We start from the raw sequence: 16,143 nt of genomic DNA, 5'->3' as shown, positions 1-16,143 counted from the left end.
AAATGAATCCGTTTTCTATGATGGAGGAGGGGTGAATAAGTTGTTGAAGAAGGAAATTTTATGTTACTTAGAGAACCAGACAGCCTTTTTCGATTTAGAACATATGAACGAGGTCTTTACAGCACAAAGGTTAGCTGATCATTTTGGGGTAAAAAGAAACACAGTCAGTCATTATTTGAACCAGTTAAATGATGAGCAACTACTAGTCAAAATCAATTCTCGACCAGTGATTTATTTCCACAAAGAAGCTTTTGAAAAACAATTTTTTAAGTTACGCACGAATTTTTATTTTTCTATCGATGATCTCAAAGAGGAACAGCCTTTTTTCGCGCAACCAAAAGACTTATTCTCTTTTATGATCGGATACGACGCCAGTTTGAAAGAAAGTATCGAACAAATCAAAACAACTCTTTACTATCCAGATGGCGGATTACCACTTTTGATTACAGGCGAAAGTGGCACAGGTAAAAGTTATTTAGTTAATTTGGTCTATCAGTATTGTCTGCTTCATGATCTGCTAGAAGATTCTGCACCATTCATCACTTTTAATTGTGCACAATATGCAGATAATCCTGAACTTTTGACTAGCAATTTGTTTGGACATGTTAAGGGAGCGTACACTGGTGCAGAAGAAAATAAAAAAGGGGCTTTTGAAGCAGCAGATGGTGGGATCTTGTTTTTAGACGAGGTACATCGCTTAACACCAGAAGGTCAGGAAAAACTGTTCACCTATCTTGATCAAGGTGTGATTTATCGTATGGGAGAACCTAATTTGTCACGCCGGATCAAAACACGTCTCTTTTTTGCTACGACTGAAGAGATTACTAGTCATTTCTTAACAACTTTCATTCGAAGAATACCTATCCGAATCGAACTACCTGCACTTAATCAGCGTAGTCGTAATGAACGGCTAGAACTGATTTACTCTTTTTTTCTCGAAGAACAAAGAAAAATGGGGAGCCCTTTGTCAGTCAGTGGACCAGCTTTGTCACTTTTAACAAGTCAGAAATTATCCGGAAACATAGGAGAGCTGAAAAATATCGTCAAAGTTTCAGCAGCAAAAGCATATGCTGAACAGCGTGAACAGCCTGAAATCCATGTCACGATCCATCATTTGCAAAAAGAACTACTTGCGCAGCCTATTACTAAAAATACAGCACAGCAAGGAATCTATATTACGCAAGACCAGACCTTAGAGCAATTAATGGAGAAGCAACAGCCTGAACAGCAACGAATCGTTAAAAGTTTTGAGCAAATCCTACTTGATTTCAAGAAAAATAACTGTCTGCTATATTCTTGCGAAGGAAAATTAAAGCAAGAAGTGATTCAATTATTTGATTTTTTGCTGTTTGAGACCAGTAGACAAGAAAAACACGAGCTGCTGGTTTATTGGACACAATCTATCCGAGAGACCTTTCGACAAATGGAAACTGCCTATCAAATCAAATTCGATGGAAACAGTGTCTATGCCTTGAGTTACTATCTCTATCAGCGAAGCACTATCAAATGGTTACCGGAAGAACATGATATTATCCAACTAATCAAAGAATTAGAACAACAAGTTTCTCAGTCTTATCCATCTAGTTATCACTATGTCCAACGAATTCTGGAATTAAGTAAGATCAAATTAGATATTGAAGACACAAGTATGGATCGGATTTTACTGACGATCTATCTAAAAAAAGCGAAATGGTCAAAAGAAAAACGACTGCCAAAAGCGATGATTGCTGCTCACGGTTATGCAACTGCTAGCAGTATGGCAAATGTAGTAAATCGTTTATTACAAGAGGATCTATTTGAATCATTTGATATGCCACTAGATGTCACACCACAGCAGATTGCTTCAGAAATCCTTGATTATTGCGAAAACAGCGATGTTTCAAATGGATTGATCATATTAGTAGACATGGGATCTCTGAAAGAAATCCATCAGTTTTTTAAAAAACAGTTATCCGTACCGCTTTTGATTTTGAATAATGTGACGACACCTTTAGCAATCACAGTAGGGGAATGCCTGCAAAAAAATGTATCATTAGAAGAGATAGCAGAAGAGACTGTTCGACAGATCCAGCCAGAATGGCGACTGCTCTATCCAGAGGAAAACAAACCCAAAGCACTCATTACTACTTGCTTCACTGGAATCGGTACGGCGGTTCACTTAAGTGAACTGCTAGAAAAAAGCTTACCTACGGCTTGTCAGTTGAAAATCATCCCATATGAATATCAGCAATTAAAAGATAAGAAAAACAGTGACCCATTATTTTCCATATACGAAGTCGTAGGAATGATTGGCACCACAGATCCTGATATCACCAATATCAACTATCTTTCATTAGAAGACCTCATCTCGGGGGAAAAGATGTCTGTACTAGCTGAATGGTTGGACACTACTATGAATGCTTCAGAGAAGGAAATATTCAATCAGCGCATCATTCGTAATTTTTCATTGGAAAAAGTACTGGATTCCGTGACTATTCTAGATACAGAGAAGGTGATGGGAGAAATCGATCATTTTATGAGAGAATTAGAGGTGCAGTTGAATCGAAGCATCAGCAATCCCAAAAAATTAGCGTTGTATGTCCATGTGAGCTGTCTCATTGAACGATTGATCCGACAAATGCCAATCGAAACCTATCAAGGATTAGAGAAATGGAAGCAGTGTCAAAAAGAAGGGTTATCTGCTATTAAATCTGCTTTTAGTGTCATTGAAGAGCACTATAGTGTCATGATCCCCAATTCTGAGATTGCCTATATCTATGATATTTTGAGTGAAGATACAGAGTTTCTCTCAACAGAAGAAGAATTTTGAACATAAGCAAGTTGTTGCCACTAATTTTGGCATGCAACTTGCTTATTAGTATGTGTAAGTGAAAAGAGGAGATGAAAAAGTGGATAGAGAAATTATCTTAGCTTCCCATGGAAAATTTGCTTCAGGAATATTAGATTCATTAGAGCTGATCTATGGGAAAAATCATTCTATTACTGTATTGGATTGCTATACTGATGAGAATTTTGATTTAGCGGAAACAGTAAGCCAGCTTTTTATGAGGTACAAAGATAAAGAAATCATTGTTCTGACGGATCTTTTTGGCGGAAGTGTCAACAACGAATTCTTACAATATATCAATCAGGATCATGTCTATCTCGTTGCCGGATTGAATTTGCCACTATTGATTGAGCTAGTATCTCAGTTGGACGCTGAAGTAGAGACAACTGTTTTGATCCAGCAGGTGCTAACTGATTCAAAAAAAATGATCCAGTTTTGTAACGAGCGGCTCCATCAGAAAATAGAAGAAGACGAATTTTAGGAGGAAGAAAAATGATTGTATTGACAAGAGTCGACCATCGGTTATTACACGGACAAGTAGCTTTTTCATGGACACAAACAATAGGCGCAGACTGTATTTTGATTGCTAATGATGATGTACCTACGAATGAGATACGAAAGACAACGATCAAATTAGCCAAGCCACAAGGAGTCAAACTAGTGATCAAATCAATTGATGACTCGATTGCCGCGTTGAAAAGCGGGGTGACAGATAAATATAAGTTATTCATCGTAGTGGAATCGATTGAGGATGCATATAAGCTGGCAGAAGCGTATCCAGAAATCAAAACCATCAACTTAGGAGGGATCAAGGCAAAACCTGGTACTCGCAGCATCGGAAAAGCGGTAAATATTTTACCAGAAGAGGAGGAACGATTGAAACGATTGATTGACAAACAAATAGAAGTAGAGATCCGTCAAGTACCAGCAGATAAAAAAGTGGATGTAAGGGAAGTTTTGTAAGAAAGGAAGAACCTCAATGATTGTACAAGCAGTCTTATTAGGAATTGTTGCATTTGTCGCACAATCAGAATATGCACTAGGGACATCGTTGCTTTCTCGTCCGATTGTGACGGGGCTGTTTACAGGAATCGTGTTAGGTGATGTAAAAACTGGGATCATTATGGGCGCAACTTTAGAGTTAGCATTTATCGGATCGTTCTCAGTAGGTGCTTCGATTCCACCTGATGTTGTGACCGGTGGGATTTTAGGGACGGCTTTTGCTATTACAGCTGGAGCCGGTACAGAAACCGCGCTTTTACTAGGGTTGCCGATTGCTACGTTGACATTGATATTGAAAAATATTTACTTAGGGCTTTTGATTCCAATTATGAACCACAAAGCAGACAGTTATGCAGAAGAAGGAAATTATAAAGGAGTTGAGCATATGCATTTGCTTGCCGGTATCGGTCTTTCCTTGATGCTTGGTGTTGTGGTAATGGTTTCTTATATGGTGGGAAGCAATACGATCGGAAATCTATTAAATATGATTCCTGACTTCGTTCAAAAGGGGTTGTCAGTAGCTACAGGGTTGATTCCAGCTCTTGGTTTTGCGATGCTTGCTCGTTTGCTGATCAACAAACAAGTTGCACCATATTTTTTCTTAGGTTTTGCTATAGCTTCTTACTTAGAGATTCCTGTGACCGGAGTAGCTATTTTTGGTGCGATTTTAGCAGTTGTGGTAGTCAATATTATGAATGTTCGTCAACTGCCACTTCAAACAACTGCAGGGGAGGTAGAAGAAGATGAAGAATTCTGAGATCAAAAACAGCAAAATAACGAAAAAAGAGCTAAATCACGTATTTTGGCGTTCTTTTCAAATGGAGTTTTCTTGGAATTATGAACGTCAGATGAATATGGCTTATGTTTATGCAATGATTCCGATTTTGAAAAAGTTATATCAGTCGAAAGAAGAAATGGCAGCAGCTTTGAAACGGCATCTAGAGTTTTTCAACACGACCCCACATATCGTTACACTGATTTTAGGAATCACGGCTGCAATGGAGGAAGAAAATAAGGATGATCCTGAATTTGATGTGACCGCGATCGATAGTATCAAAACATCTTTGATGGGACCTCTTGCAGGGTTAGGAGATTCTTTCTTTTGGGGAACTTTGCGATTGATTGCCACAGGTGTGGGTACCTCTTTAGCCATGCAAGGAAATATTTTAGGCCCTATCTTGTTCATTTTGATTTTCAATATTCCGCACATTCTGTTTCGCTATCTAGCAACAGGTTGGGGATATCGCTTAGGAACGGGTTTTTTGAAAAAGATCCAGGCAAACGGTATGATGGAAAGTTTGACATTAGGCGCGTCTATTATTGGGCTGATGGTCGTTGGAGCAATGACTGCCACGATGATCACCATCAATATTCCTTTAAAAATCGGTTCAGGAGAAAATGCTGTGACTGTTCAAAGTATTTTTGATGATATCGTTCCAAATATCTTATGTCTTGGAGCATTTGGCATAGTGTTTTATCTATTGAAGAAAGAAATGAAACCATTAACGATCTTGATCGGACTAGCTTTCTTTGGAATTTTTGGTTCGTGGATAGGGATTTTTTAAAAAAGGAGCAGAGAAAATGTTTACGATGCAAGATTATATCTATGAAGAAAAGGAAGTACTAAGTACGATCTTGAAAAAGAATGATTTTTCGACAAGAGAACATATGAAAAAAACAGTGAATTTACTGATCTTAGCAACGGGTTCATCTTATAACGCTTGTTTAGCAGCGAAGCCAGCATTGGAATCTTATGGTGATCTTACTGTCGATATTCAAGAACCTTTTTATTTTACCCATTATGGAAAACTTTCTCCTTCAATCGATACTGTGATTGCTGTGTCACAAAGCGGGAAAAGTGCTTCTACTGTTGAAGCAGTAAAAATGATACAAAAACAAGGGTTACCTGTTGTTGCTATCACAAATGACGTGCAAAGTCCACTTGCTTTAGAAGCTGCACAAATTATTGATTTAGGTGCCGGGGTAGAATCAGTAGGCTTCGTTACAAAAGGCTATTCTGCGACTGTTTTACAGTTACTACTCTTAGGGATAGGAATTGGAATAAGTAAAAATAAAATCAGCAAAAAAATAGAACAAGACTACATGCAACAGTTGCACAAAATAATCAACCATTTACCAGCGATTATTCAAAAAACGGAAGAATTTTTTGATGGATATCAAAGTTTATTTCGTTTAGCACAGCGTTTCGTCACCATTGGATATGGCCCAAACTGGGGAACAGCTAAAGAAGCAGAGACGAAATTGACTGAAACAATCCGCGTTCCGTCACAAGGATTTGAGTTAGAAGCTTATATGCACGGCCCATACCTGGAGGCAGATGCTTCGCATTTGCTATTCTTTATTGAAGGGGAAAGTGTAAATAAGGAACGTTCGCAAAAGTTGCAAAGATATATGAGTCGGTACGTTGGAGAGACTCTCACCATTACCACAAAAAAAGCAAGAAACGAGAAAACACTTGGATTAGCAATAGAATGTGATGAATATCTGTCTGTATTAGCGCTTGTCGTTCCGTTTCAACTATTCGCTTATAAAACCGCAGTAGCTAAAGGTATTGACTTGAACAAAAAGATTTTTGAAGACTTTGATACAGTCTTGAAAAGTAAATTATAAGAGGTGGAAATCATGCTGAAATTCAATGAAGAAGAACAAATCAAAGCAATAAAAGGCGCACTAGCTTTACGTCCGCAAGTAGAAGAAATCATCGATAAACTTTATGCGGAAAAATTTGACGCTGTCTATTATCTAGGAATCGGTGGAACGTATGCTTCCTCGATGCAAGCTGTCACTTATATGAATGGGAAAAGCAACTTGCCTGTCTTTGTACAGCATGCTGCAGAATATTACACTACTGGAAACAAAAGATTAACAAAAGATTCTATCGTTATTTTGTCCTCTGTTACCGGTACAACTCAAGAAGTAGTGAAAGCAGTAGAAGAAATCAAGAAAGTAGGAGCGACACTGATTGGATTTATCGATAAAGCGAACAGTAAGTTGTCTCAGCTATGCGATTTTGTGGTCACTTATCCAGCTCCTGGAACAGAACAAATCAAATTTTTTATGGCAGCAGATCGATTGATGTATTTGAATGGAGAATTCGAAGATTATTCAGAATACTATGAACAGCTCGAACGTTATTTACCAACAGGGTTAGTGGAAGCAGAGAAAAAAGCAGATGCATTTGGCTTATTATTTGCAGAAAAACATCGACGTGATAGCATGCATTATTTTATCGGAGCAGGGAATCAATGGGGAGCTGTTTATTCATATGCCATGTGTTACTGGGAAGAACAAAGCTGGCTTCCATCGAAATCTATCCATGCTGCCGAGTTTCTTCACGGGACGTTAGAGATCGTAGAAGAAACAACCCCAGTCACATTATTTTTAGGCGAAGATGAACAGAGAGTGTTATCTGAACGTGTGGCTAAACTTTTGCCAAAAATTTGCAGCAATTATACATTGATAGACACAAAAGACTATCCAGTAGAAGGTATCAGTGAAAAATATCGCGGACGTGTTTTGTCTTTCTTATTGATGCATGTAGTGACACAACGCATCGATGCTCATGTGGAGCAGTTGAACTGCCATCCATTAGAGATACGCCGCTACTATCGTCAGTTTGATTATTAGGATAGACTGGATAAAAAGAATATAAAAAATAAAGAGAGCAGCGATAACTGCTCCCTTTATTTTTTTAAAATATTGGCATCAATTACGTTATAAAACACATTTTTTGCATTATCTACAGTTCAACTTATAATCTGTTTAATGGGACATGTGGGTGCCAACCATTTTTTGTTATGCAATAGTACTATTTTGTTGTTGCATGGATCCGTAGTAAAAGTCCAAGTACAACGAGTTGCGCCAGTTTACATAGCGTTTTGTATCCAGAATGTTGACTAAAACAAAAGTTCCTATGTCAACCGTCAACAGAGACAATCTGTCCGTTGCAGGACCTGACAGATTTAGAAATGTTCAATCTGTCTCTTATGTATTTTAAATCAATACTCACTAGGAGAAGTTTCCTAACCTCCTAATAGTAATGCTGGTAGTAACATTGTCAAAACTGCTTCCTCTTAGGAACAAGCAAAGCATAACGAGTGTAAAAATAAAATGTAGACTATTGTAACATATCATTGATTATTTCAAGTAAAAACGATAAAAGAAGTAAACAAACACTTAAAAACAATGGAAATTAGTCCCAACTTTAAGAAATGTATACTATAATGGAAATTATCAATTATTTATTTGGAGGAATATCCATGAAACAAAAAATCGCAGTTCTTGGTCCTGGATCTTGGGGCACTGCTTTAGCACAAACATTGGCAGAAAACGGGCATGATGTCCGTATTTGGGGAAATGTACCTGAACAGATTGATGAAATCAATAAGTATCATACAAATCAGCATTTTTTACCTGATTTGACGATCCCAGAATCGATTATCGGATATAAAGAATTGGCAGAAGCAGTGGATAACGCAGATGCTATTTTATTTGTTGTTCCAACAAAAGCGATTCGTTCAGTCGCACAGGAACTTATTGGTAAAATGAATACTAAGCCCGTCATTATCCATGCAAGTAAAGGCCTAGAACAAGATACGCATAAACGGATCTCAGAAGTTTTGGCTGAAGAAATTCCAGAAGAAAAAAGACAGGCAATTGTTGTATTATCTGGTCCTAGCCATGCTGAGGAAGTGGCAGTACATGATATCACAACAATTACAGCTGCAAGTATTGATCAAAAAGCAGCTGCTTATGTACAAGAATTATTCATGAATGATTATTTCAGGATTTATACAAATAATGATGTGATTGGTGTAGAAACTGGCGCAGCATTAAAAAATATCATTGCAATTGGTGCCGGCGCTATCCATGGATTAGGATTCGGAGATGATGCAAAAGCAGCAATCATGACTCGAGGATTGGCAGAAATCAGCCGTCTTGGTGTCGCGATGGGTGCCAATCCTCTGACATTTATCGGTTTGAGTGGTGTGGGGGACTTGATCGTTACTTGTACAAGTGTTCATTCTCGCAATTGGCGTGCCGGTAACTTGTTAGGACAGGGACATAAGCTGGAAGAAGTTCTAGAAAACATGGGAATGGTCGTTGAGGGTGTGGCAACGACAAAAGCAGCAGTAGAGCTAGCTCAACAGCTAGGTGTTGAGATGCCAATTACTCAAACAATCTATAATGTTTTGTATAATGGAGAAGATATCAAAAAAGCAGCAAAAGAAATCATGTTACGTGACGGAAAAATGGAGAATGAATTTTCTCTTCGTTAAATAGATGATCAATAGTTAATCGTCGTTTAGGAGGAACAGCAAGTGAAGGTCAAAAAAGCAGTCATTCCTGCCGCTGGGCTAGGAACACGTTTTTTGCCGGCAACAAAAGCCATGGCAAAAGAAATGCTTCCAATCGTGGATAAACCAACGATCCAGTTTATTGTGGAAGAAGCATTGGATTCGGGAATCGAAGATATCTTGATCGTAACGGGAAAAGAAAAAAGACCCATTGAAGATCACTTTGATGCAAATATCGAATTGGAAAACAATTTGCGGGAAAAGGAAAAAACAGAATTACTCGCTTTAGTTGAAGAAACGACTCAAGTCAATCTTCACTTCATCCGTCAATCTCATCCAAGAGGACTGGGGGATGCCGTGCTTCAAGCAAAAGCATTTATAGGAAATGAACCGTTTGTCGTCATGCTGGGGGATGATTTGATGAAAGATGATATCCCATTGACTCAACAATTGATGATGGATTATGAAGAAACACAAGCTTCCGCTGTTGCCGTCATGCGTGTACCAGAAAATGAAACATCTAAATACGGAATTATTGATCCTAAAACAGATAGCGAAAAGGGTCGTTGCAGAGTAAAAGGGTTTGTAGAAAAACCTGAAATGGGAAAAGCACCAAGTAATTTAGCCATTATCGGACGTTATCTACTGACTCCTAAAATATTTGAGATATTAGAAACTCAAGAACCAGGAGCAGGAAACGAGATACAGCTAACGGATGCACTTCAGACTCTTAACCAGACAGAGGCGGTCTATGCGAGAGAGTTTAAAGGAAAAAGATACGACGTAGGCGATAAGTTAGGATATATGAAGACAAATATTGAATATGGACTTCAACATTCGGAAATTGGGACTTCATTAAGTGCATATATTATCCAGTTGAGTAAAAAGCTAAGAACAGAAAGTTAACTGGAAATAAGTGGCCTGCTGAAAATGAAAGGCTATTTGTTATTAAAGCGGCAGCTTGTGCGTCATTTGCGCAACTGTCGTTTTAGTTTTTTGACTCTAGATCAGTTGAGTCGTGGAAAACGAAAGATAGAAAAAGACTTTCGTGAATAGATTCAGAAAATATTCTGCTAATGGTTTAATTTTTTTTTAAGTTGTATAAAAGAAAATGATTACATAAGAGAAATGAAAGCCAAGCCAGAAGATTCATAGTAGAATAAAAAGGCGAATTTTTTAATTATAAAAAAAGGTGTGTGTTCACTATGGGAAAATTAGTCGCTGTTGCACAGTCGCTGCTTGATATACTCAAGTGGCTGATGGAAGGAAGCAATTGGATATTTGTGTTGCCACTATTGCTTATTAGTCTATTTATCATGTTTCGCATGGTCAGAAAAAAAGAAACGTTTCTGATTTTTATCTGGTATGCAGCATCCGTTGCGGTTGCTACCTTGATGGTTGAATTGGCGTTAGGTAGTTGGGAAGCTTGCGTATTTGCTTTATTTTTTGCTGTACTGTATCTAATCATTTATATCCCATATATGAAAAGAAAGTCTCGGATAGGCAGAAAAGGTAAACATACAACTACTTTTTCTAGTACAGATTCTCTCGAACAAAGTAGAAGAACGAGAAGAAGACGGTAATATTTAGTAGGTATACGCAAAAAAAAGATAAAATAATGGATAAACTATTGAGATGAGAGATTTATTTAATTGGTGAAAAAAAGCTTTTTTCACTTATATAAAAGAATCTTTTTTTAAGGAATGCTTGTTGTATCGGGATAAGCCATTCCTTTTTTTATGTTATTTTTATATATATAAATCATACCAATGTTTTTTTGTATTTTCGTGCTTGCACTTGGATAAGAGATTACTTACAATAAATTCAGATAGAAACAGCTGAATAAAAAAAGGCTCCCTGACCCTTAGTTGGCGCTAAGAATCAGGGAATGACCAGTCACACACATACATCCTGACCGATCATTTTGCCATAGTCAATGCAGTGCATCGACCTAATTTATTGTACCTAATCTAGGGTGAAAATTCTACCCCTATGTAGATATTTTCCATGGTCTGCACGTTGTTTTATTTGCTATGTCAAGGTATTGGGCGTATTCGTTCAATGCCTTTTTTGTGTTTGAAACAGCAAAGACCACATGTGTTACTGTCTAACTACTGTTTTTTTATGTACTTCCTTAGATTAGGCAGCTGTTTCTATTCATGTCAAGTATAGCTAGGCGGGAGAGATAAATGAGTTTATGTTATTTTGACTATTATCACCAATTGGAAGAGAAATTAAGGATAGAAGAGCCGCTGATGCTTCAAGCTGGCACTTGGATCGCGAAACAAATTAATCAAGGTGGTAGATTGCAGATATATGCTAGCCGCACACTAAGTGGTGTAGCATTTGAATTTTGGGATCAAACCCCGGATCTTGTACCAAGTATATTGATTGAAAATCCAGCCGGAGGTGTCTATGAAACGCTAGAAGGTGCAGGACAGGCAATTATTGATCAGCTTTCTGTCAAATCAGAAGACATTTTTCTTCTTCTTTCGAATGAAGGAAGAAACCCGGCAATCATCGAACTAGCTCAGTGGATCAAAGAAAATGGTCATCCATTAATCATTGTTACTGGATTTGATTTGTCACGAAGTATCAAATCGCAACATAGCAGTGGTTTGCGATTATTTGAATTTGCTGATTTGGTTTTGGACAACCACGCCAATTTACATGATGCAGTCTTGACTTTGCCAAATCTAGATCCAGCGATCTGCGGAACAGCCTCTCTTGCAACGATCTTTTTGCTGCAGCAAGTTTTGTATTTTACAGCAAAACAGCTAATCCAGGACACAAGTGGAAAATAGTTATCCACATGTTGACAAAGTTCCTTAAAAAAATAATGTTCCACATAAAAATGGAGCGTTTGAAAAAAAGAAAACGATTATTAATGAGGATTAACAACGACTACTTTTTTTATTTTAGTTATTTTAAGATGGATCATCTTTGATTTTAAGCTTGTTTTGTTTAAAGTTTGTTATTTTTATAAGTTGTTTCACAGTTATGAGAAATGAGTTATAAGAATATGTAGTGTCAGAAAAATAAAAAGTAGTGGAAAAAGAGACAAGAAAGAATCCATATGGATTCTTTCTTGTCTCTTAATACACGTTGATGAAAGAGTCTTCCCCAAAACTCTTTACAAAGTAATTATAGTACATTTGTTATCATTATTGCAATGAAGTTTACCTGATATAACAAAATTGTCCAACAGGATACCTTTTTCTAATAGAAAGAAAATACACAAAAATTGAAGGATAGATAATGGATATTTATAAGTGTTTATTATTTTTTTTGCAATGAAATTCAATTTTTCAATGATTGTAAAATGAAAAAAAAAGGACGAGATTTTCTCTAATCTAAAAATAAAAAAAGAATTTTAAGGAAAAACAGAGAAATAAAATACTTAATATAAATGGAAAGAGAAAAAAATAATCATACATAGGAGAAAAAAGCAAAATAGAAAAAAGTGATTTTCTAATAAATTATTCATGTGGAAATGTCATTTTTACTGTATAATTCATTTGATTATCCATTTTTTATTCATCAAAATTACTGAAAAAAGAAAGGAAGAAATAAATTTGAAGAAAACAAATTCTTCAGGAAAACCGAAACGCGACTTCACTAAATTATCGACACCGCATACGTATGTCATTATTTTTGGTGTAGTCATCTTTGCATGGATACTGACTTTTGTCGTTCCAGCAGGAAAGTTCAGCACGCAAGATATTGAATACAAAGATGCAAATGGCGAAACAAGTACTCGTACTGTTTTACGTCAAGATTCCTTCCGTTATGCTTACGAGCTGGATAAGTCGTATGTGTTTGATCAATTAGAAGAACTGCAAGATCATCCAGCAGAACGTGAAAAACTGGATGTTCCGGAAAAAGGATTGGAAAAAGTCATTGCTGACGGAGAAAAAAATCTTACGCAGGAAAAACTAGATGAAATCTCCTTGACAGATGATGTGCTTTACGATCAGTACGGCGAAAATATCTATGATACTTCTAAAAAATTGCATAAAACAGCCAAAATATGGGGAACAGATGATTTTGGCGGCTTTGGTTTCTTAAATTTTGTTTTTGAAGGACTAGTATCTGGAGATAAGTATGGATCTGCTGTAGGGATCGCTGCATTGATCCTTGTTGTTGGAGGTGCTTTTGGTATTATTATGCGTACCGGAGCGATCGACGCAGGTATCTATGCGTTTATCAGTAAAACTAAGGGACTGGAGCGTTTAGCTTTACCGCTATTATTCTTTGCTTTTTCATTCGGTGGCGCTACATTCGGGATGGCAGAAGAGGTAATTCCATTCTCAATGGTGATGGTTCCATTTGTCATTGCGTTAGGATATGACTCGATCGTAGCAGTAACCGTGACTTATGTCGCATCTCAAGTCGGAAATGCGACCTCTTGGATGAGCCCGTTTAGCGTAGCGGTGGCTCAAGGGATTGCTGGAATCCCCGTGTTGTCTGGTGCGACATTCCGATTGATTATGTGGGTAGTTGTTACTGCATTAGCCGCTGGTTATATGATGATATATGCAGAAAAAATCCGTAAAAAACCAGAAAGTTCGTTGACTTACAAATCAGATGATTATTTCCGTTCTCATATCAAAAAGACATCTGATGAAAATAAAAAATTCATGCTTGGGCATAAACTGATCTTATTAGAGATGTTAGTTGTCCTTGTCTGGATCGTTTGGGGCGTGACTCAAAAAGGCTATTACATTCCAGAAATCGCTTCTCAATTCTTTGTGATGGGATTAGTTGCTGGAATCATTGCTGTTCTTTTCAAATTAGATGGAATGAAAGTCAATGACATCGCTTCTTCTTTCCAATCTGGTGCAGCTGATTTAGCTGGTACAGCAATCGTAGTAGGTATGGCCAAAGGGATTCTTCTTGTCTTGGGAGGATCTGATGCATCTGTTCCTTCAGCTTTGAATACGATTTTGCATGGGATCGGGACGGCGTTGACCGGTGTTCCAGCTGTCATTGGTGCTTGGGCGATGTACATCTTCCAAAGTTTGTTCAACTTGGTTGTTACATCAAATTCAGGACAAGCAGCTTTGACTATGCCAATCATGGCTCCACTGGCAGATTTAGTAGGTGTATCCAGACAAGTAGCAGTTCTTGCTTATCAGCTTGGTTCAGGTTTTATGGACGCTTTTACACCCGTATCAGCCAGCTTGATTGGTGTGCTAGGTGTTGCACGGATCGAATGGGCAAAATGGGCAAGATTCCAAATCAAGATGCAAGGATTCCTGTTTGTTTTAGGAACTATTTTCATCATGATTGCCATTGCAATAGGTCTGCAGTAGTACTGGAGACCTGTAAATAAAAAAGTAATCCAAACAGTAGATAAGGACTCCAAGAACCGTCATTTTACGGTAAAAATCAAAGGAGTAAAGATTCTATCGTTTGGATTATTTTTTAAGATCCTATCATCAGTTATACTTAAAGAAAGAGGAAAAATGTATGAAAATCATTCGACAAATTGAAGTGTTTGCACCAGATTACTTAGGAAAAATGGATGTACTGATTGCCGGTGGGAAGATTTTGGCTGTAGAAGAACAGCTAGAAGGCGGCTACGAAGGAGTGGAAGTAGAAGAACTTTCAGGTGAGGGAAAAGTACTAACCCCGGGTTTCATTGACTGTCATTTCCATATTTTAGGTGGAGGAGGAGAAGGCGGCTATCAAAATCGAACGCCAGAAGTCACATTGAGCCAATTGACTACAGCTGGTGTAACGACAGTTGTCGGTTGTTTGGGAACAGACGGAGAAGGTAGAGATATGACTGCGTTGATCAGCAAAGCGAAAGGTCTGGAAGCAGAAGGAATCTCCACTTATGTATACGAAGGTTCGTACCGATTGCCGGTAAAAACAGTAACAGATTCTATCATCAAAGACTTTTTGACAATTGATAAAATTATCGGAATCGGAGAAATCGCAGTATCCGATCACCGTTCTTCTCAGCCAAGTTTTGAAGAGTTCGCTCGTGCAGTAGCAGATGCTCGTGTAGGAGGCATGTTATCCGGAAAAGCTGGGATCATCAATGTCCACTTAGGCGGAGGAAAAAGAAAGCTAGAGCTATTGACACGAATCGTAGAAGAAACAGAAATTCCGATCACACAATTTTTGCCTACTCATGCAAATCGCACACCAGAATTATTTGAAGCTTGCGTGGCATTTGCCAAACGTGGTGGCACGATTGACTTCACTGCTAGCGAAGATCCTGATTTTTGGGAGAAGACAGATGGTGAAGTTCGCTTCAGCAAAGCACTGAAACGATTGATCGAGGAAGATGTTTCTTTAGATAATTTCACGATGACCTCAGATGGACAAGGAAGCTTGCCTTATTTTGATGAAAACAATCATTTCCTAGGGTTAGGAGTAGGAAGTGCCAAGGCATTGCTAGTAGGGATCAAAGAAGCTGTGCAAAAAGAAAGTATCCCTTTGGAAATCGCCTTACGAGCTATAACCAGTAACCCAGCACGTATATTGAAATTGGATAAAAAAGGAAAAATCGAAATTGGTGCTGATGCAGATCTGTGTATCTTGGATAAAGAAACGCTTGATATTGATACAGTTATCGCTAAAGGAGAAATAATGGTCCAAGAAAAAGAAGTCAAAGTATGGGGGACTTTCGAAAAAAGTTTTTAATCAACAGCTCTAACTATCTTTTTTAGAAAACGAGCGTTCTGTTTGTCTGTATCTGTTGTTGATGTTACCCTGAAGGTAGATCAATAAACAAACTAAGAGGAGGAAGCACAATGGCAGATTTAAAAGGACGTTCTAAAGATATGAAAGATAAAGTAGTCGGTGAAGGAAAAGAAGCATACGGCAAAGCAACAGACGACAAGAGCAAAGAAACAGAAGGAAAAGCACAATCACTAGGTGCTGACATCAAAGAAAAAGCTCGAAATTTAGGCGACGAAGTCAAAGACAAGTTTTCTCGAAAAGACGAAAAAAAATAAAAACCACTTATTACTAATTGAATCA

14 protein-coding genes are annotated in these 16,143 nt (G+C 37.7%); all 14 read left to right on the top strand.

The window, feature by feature from the left end:
* Positions 1-31 precede the first annotated feature (31 nt).
* The 14 genes from OS138_RS01765 (at position 32) to OS138_RS01700 (ending at position 16,118) form a co-directional block, all read left to right on the top strand.
* On the top strand, positions 32-2,809 hold the full coding sequence (locus tag OS138_RS01765; protein ID WP_325069608.1) for a sigma 54-interacting transcriptional regulator: 2,778 nt from the start codon (positions 32-34) through the stop codon (positions 2,807-2,809).
* Between the two features lie 79 nt (positions 2,810-2,888).
* Positions 2,889-3,308, top strand: coding sequence for a PTS sugar transporter subunit IIA (locus tag OS138_RS01760; protein WP_127821283.1), 420 nt, complete (start codon positions 2,889-2,891; stop codon positions 3,306-3,308).
* 11 nt (positions 3,309-3,319) lie between these two features.
* Positions 3,320-3,790: a PTS sugar transporter subunit IIB gene (locus OS138_RS01755; RefSeq protein ID WP_002287114.1), complete on the top strand. Its 471-nt coding sequence runs from the start codon at positions 3,320-3,322 to the stop codon at positions 3,788-3,790.
* A 16-nt stretch (positions 3,791-3,806) separates the two neighbouring features.
* Positions 3,807-4,586 (top strand): PTS mannose/fructose/sorbose/N-acetylgalactosamine transporter subunit IIC, encoded by a 780-nt coding sequence (locus OS138_RS01750; protein WP_002299096.1) that lies wholly within the window; start codon positions 3,807-3,809, stop codon positions 4,584-4,586.
* The gene (locus tag OS138_RS01745; RefSeq protein WP_002327235.1) at positions 4,573-5,394 is read left to right on the top strand and encodes a PTS system mannose/fructose/sorbose family transporter subunit IID; all 822 of its coding nucleotides are present in this window, start codon (positions 4,573-4,575) and stop codon (positions 5,392-5,394) included. Before OS138_RS01750 ends, OS138_RS01745 begins: the two co-directional genes overlap by 14 nt.
* Positions 5,395-5,410: 16 nt before the next feature.
* On the top strand, positions 5,411-6,460 hold the full coding sequence (locus OS138_RS01740) for an SIS domain-containing protein (protein WP_127821281.1): 1,050 nt from the start codon (positions 5,411-5,413) through the stop codon (positions 6,458-6,460).
* Between the two features lie 12 nt (positions 6,461-6,472).
* Complete coding sequence (locus tag OS138_RS01735; protein WP_127821280.1) at positions 6,473-7,477, top strand: SIS domain-containing protein; 1,005 nt, start codon at positions 6,473-6,475, stop codon at positions 7,475-7,477.
* A 632-nt stretch (positions 7,478-8,109) separates the two neighbouring features.
* Positions 8,110-9,129: an NAD(P)H-dependent glycerol-3-phosphate dehydrogenase gene (locus OS138_RS01730; RefSeq protein ID WP_038809857.1), complete on the top strand. Its 1,020-nt coding sequence runs from the start codon at positions 8,110-8,112 to the stop codon at positions 9,127-9,129.
* A 42-nt stretch (positions 9,130-9,171) separates the two neighbouring features.
* Positions 9,172-10,053, top strand: a complete 882-nt coding sequence (gene galU / locus OS138_RS01725; protein ID WP_002287122.1) for a UTP--glucose-1-phosphate uridylyltransferase GalU — start codon at positions 9,172-9,174, stop codon at positions 10,051-10,053.
* A gap of 299 nt (positions 10,054-10,352) precedes the next feature.
* Entirely contained in the window at positions 10,353-10,730 is a 378-nt protein-coding gene (locus OS138_RS01720) for a hypothetical protein (RefSeq protein WP_087626460.1), read from the top strand.
* Positions 10,731-11,336: 606 nt separating this feature from the next.
* A complete protein-coding gene (locus OS138_RS01715; protein ID WP_087626461.1) occupies positions 11,337-11,951 on the top strand; it encodes an SIS domain-containing protein in 615 nt (204 codons plus the stop codon).
* 771 nt (positions 11,952-12,722) lie between these two features.
* Positions 12,723-14,462 (top strand): putative basic amino acid antiporter YfcC, encoded by a 1,740-nt coding sequence (gene yfcC / locus OS138_RS01710; protein ID WP_002294022.1) that lies wholly within the window; start codon positions 12,723-12,725, stop codon positions 14,460-14,462.
* Positions 14,463-14,619: 157 nt separating this feature from the next.
* The gene (gene iadA / locus OS138_RS01705; protein WP_002287126.1) at positions 14,620-15,804 is read left to right on the top strand and encodes a beta-aspartyl-peptidase; all 1,185 of its coding nucleotides are present in this window, start codon (positions 14,620-14,622) and stop codon (positions 15,802-15,804) included.
* A 110-nt stretch (positions 15,805-15,914) separates the two neighbouring features.
* Complete coding sequence (locus OS138_RS01700; protein ID WP_002287127.1) at positions 15,915-16,118, top strand: CsbD family protein; 204 nt, start codon at positions 15,915-15,917, stop codon at positions 16,116-16,118.
* Positions 16,119-16,143: the final 25 nt, after the last annotated feature.

The sequence above is a fragment of the Enterococcus sp. E5-37 genome, assembly GCF_035726925.1.
Lineage (GTDB): Bacteria > Bacillota > Bacilli > Lactobacillales > Enterococcaceae > Enterococcus_B > Enterococcus_B faecium.
Note: the sequence above shows the minus strand (reverse complement) of the source record. Positions and strands in the feature narration are given on the sequence as shown.

What these genes read in the sequence shown, in the direction of transcription:
- OS138_RS01700 (WP_002287127.1), top strand. Translation starts at nt 15,915, where the DNA reads ATGGCAGATTTAAAAGGACGTTCTAAAGATATGAAAGATAAAGTAGTC.
- iadA (WP_002287126.1), top strand. Translation starts at nt 14,620, where the DNA reads ATGAAAATCATTCGACAAATTGAAGTGTTTGCACCAGATTACTTAGGA.
- OS138_RS01740 (WP_127821281.1), top strand. Translation starts at nt 5,411, where the DNA reads ATGTTTACGATGCAAGATTATATCTATGAAGAAAAGGAAGTACTAAGT.
- OS138_RS01730 (WP_038809857.1), top strand. Translation starts at nt 8,110, where the DNA reads ATGAAACAAAAAATCGCAGTTCTTGGTCCTGGATCTTGGGGCACTGCT.
- OS138_RS01745 (WP_002327235.1), top strand. Translation starts at nt 4,573, where the DNA reads ATGAAGAATTCTGAGATCAAAAACAGCAAAATAACGAAAAAAGAGCTA.
- OS138_RS01715 (WP_087626461.1), top strand. Translation starts at nt 11,337, where the DNA reads ATGAGTTTATGTTATTTTGACTATTATCACCAATTGGAAGAGAAATTA.
- OS138_RS01750 (WP_002299096.1), top strand. Translation starts at nt 3,807, where the DNA reads ATGATTGTACAAGCAGTCTTATTAGGAATTGTTGCATTTGTCGCACAA.
- OS138_RS01720 (WP_087626460.1), top strand. Translation starts at nt 10,353, where the DNA reads ATGGGAAAATTAGTCGCTGTTGCACAGTCGCTGCTTGATATACTCAAG.
- OS138_RS01735 (WP_127821280.1), top strand. Translation starts at nt 6,473, where the DNA reads ATGCTGAAATTCAATGAAGAAGAACAAATCAAAGCAATAAAAGGCGCA.
- OS138_RS01755 (WP_002287114.1), top strand. Translation starts at nt 3,320, where the DNA reads ATGATTGTATTGACAAGAGTCGACCATCGGTTATTACACGGACAAGTA.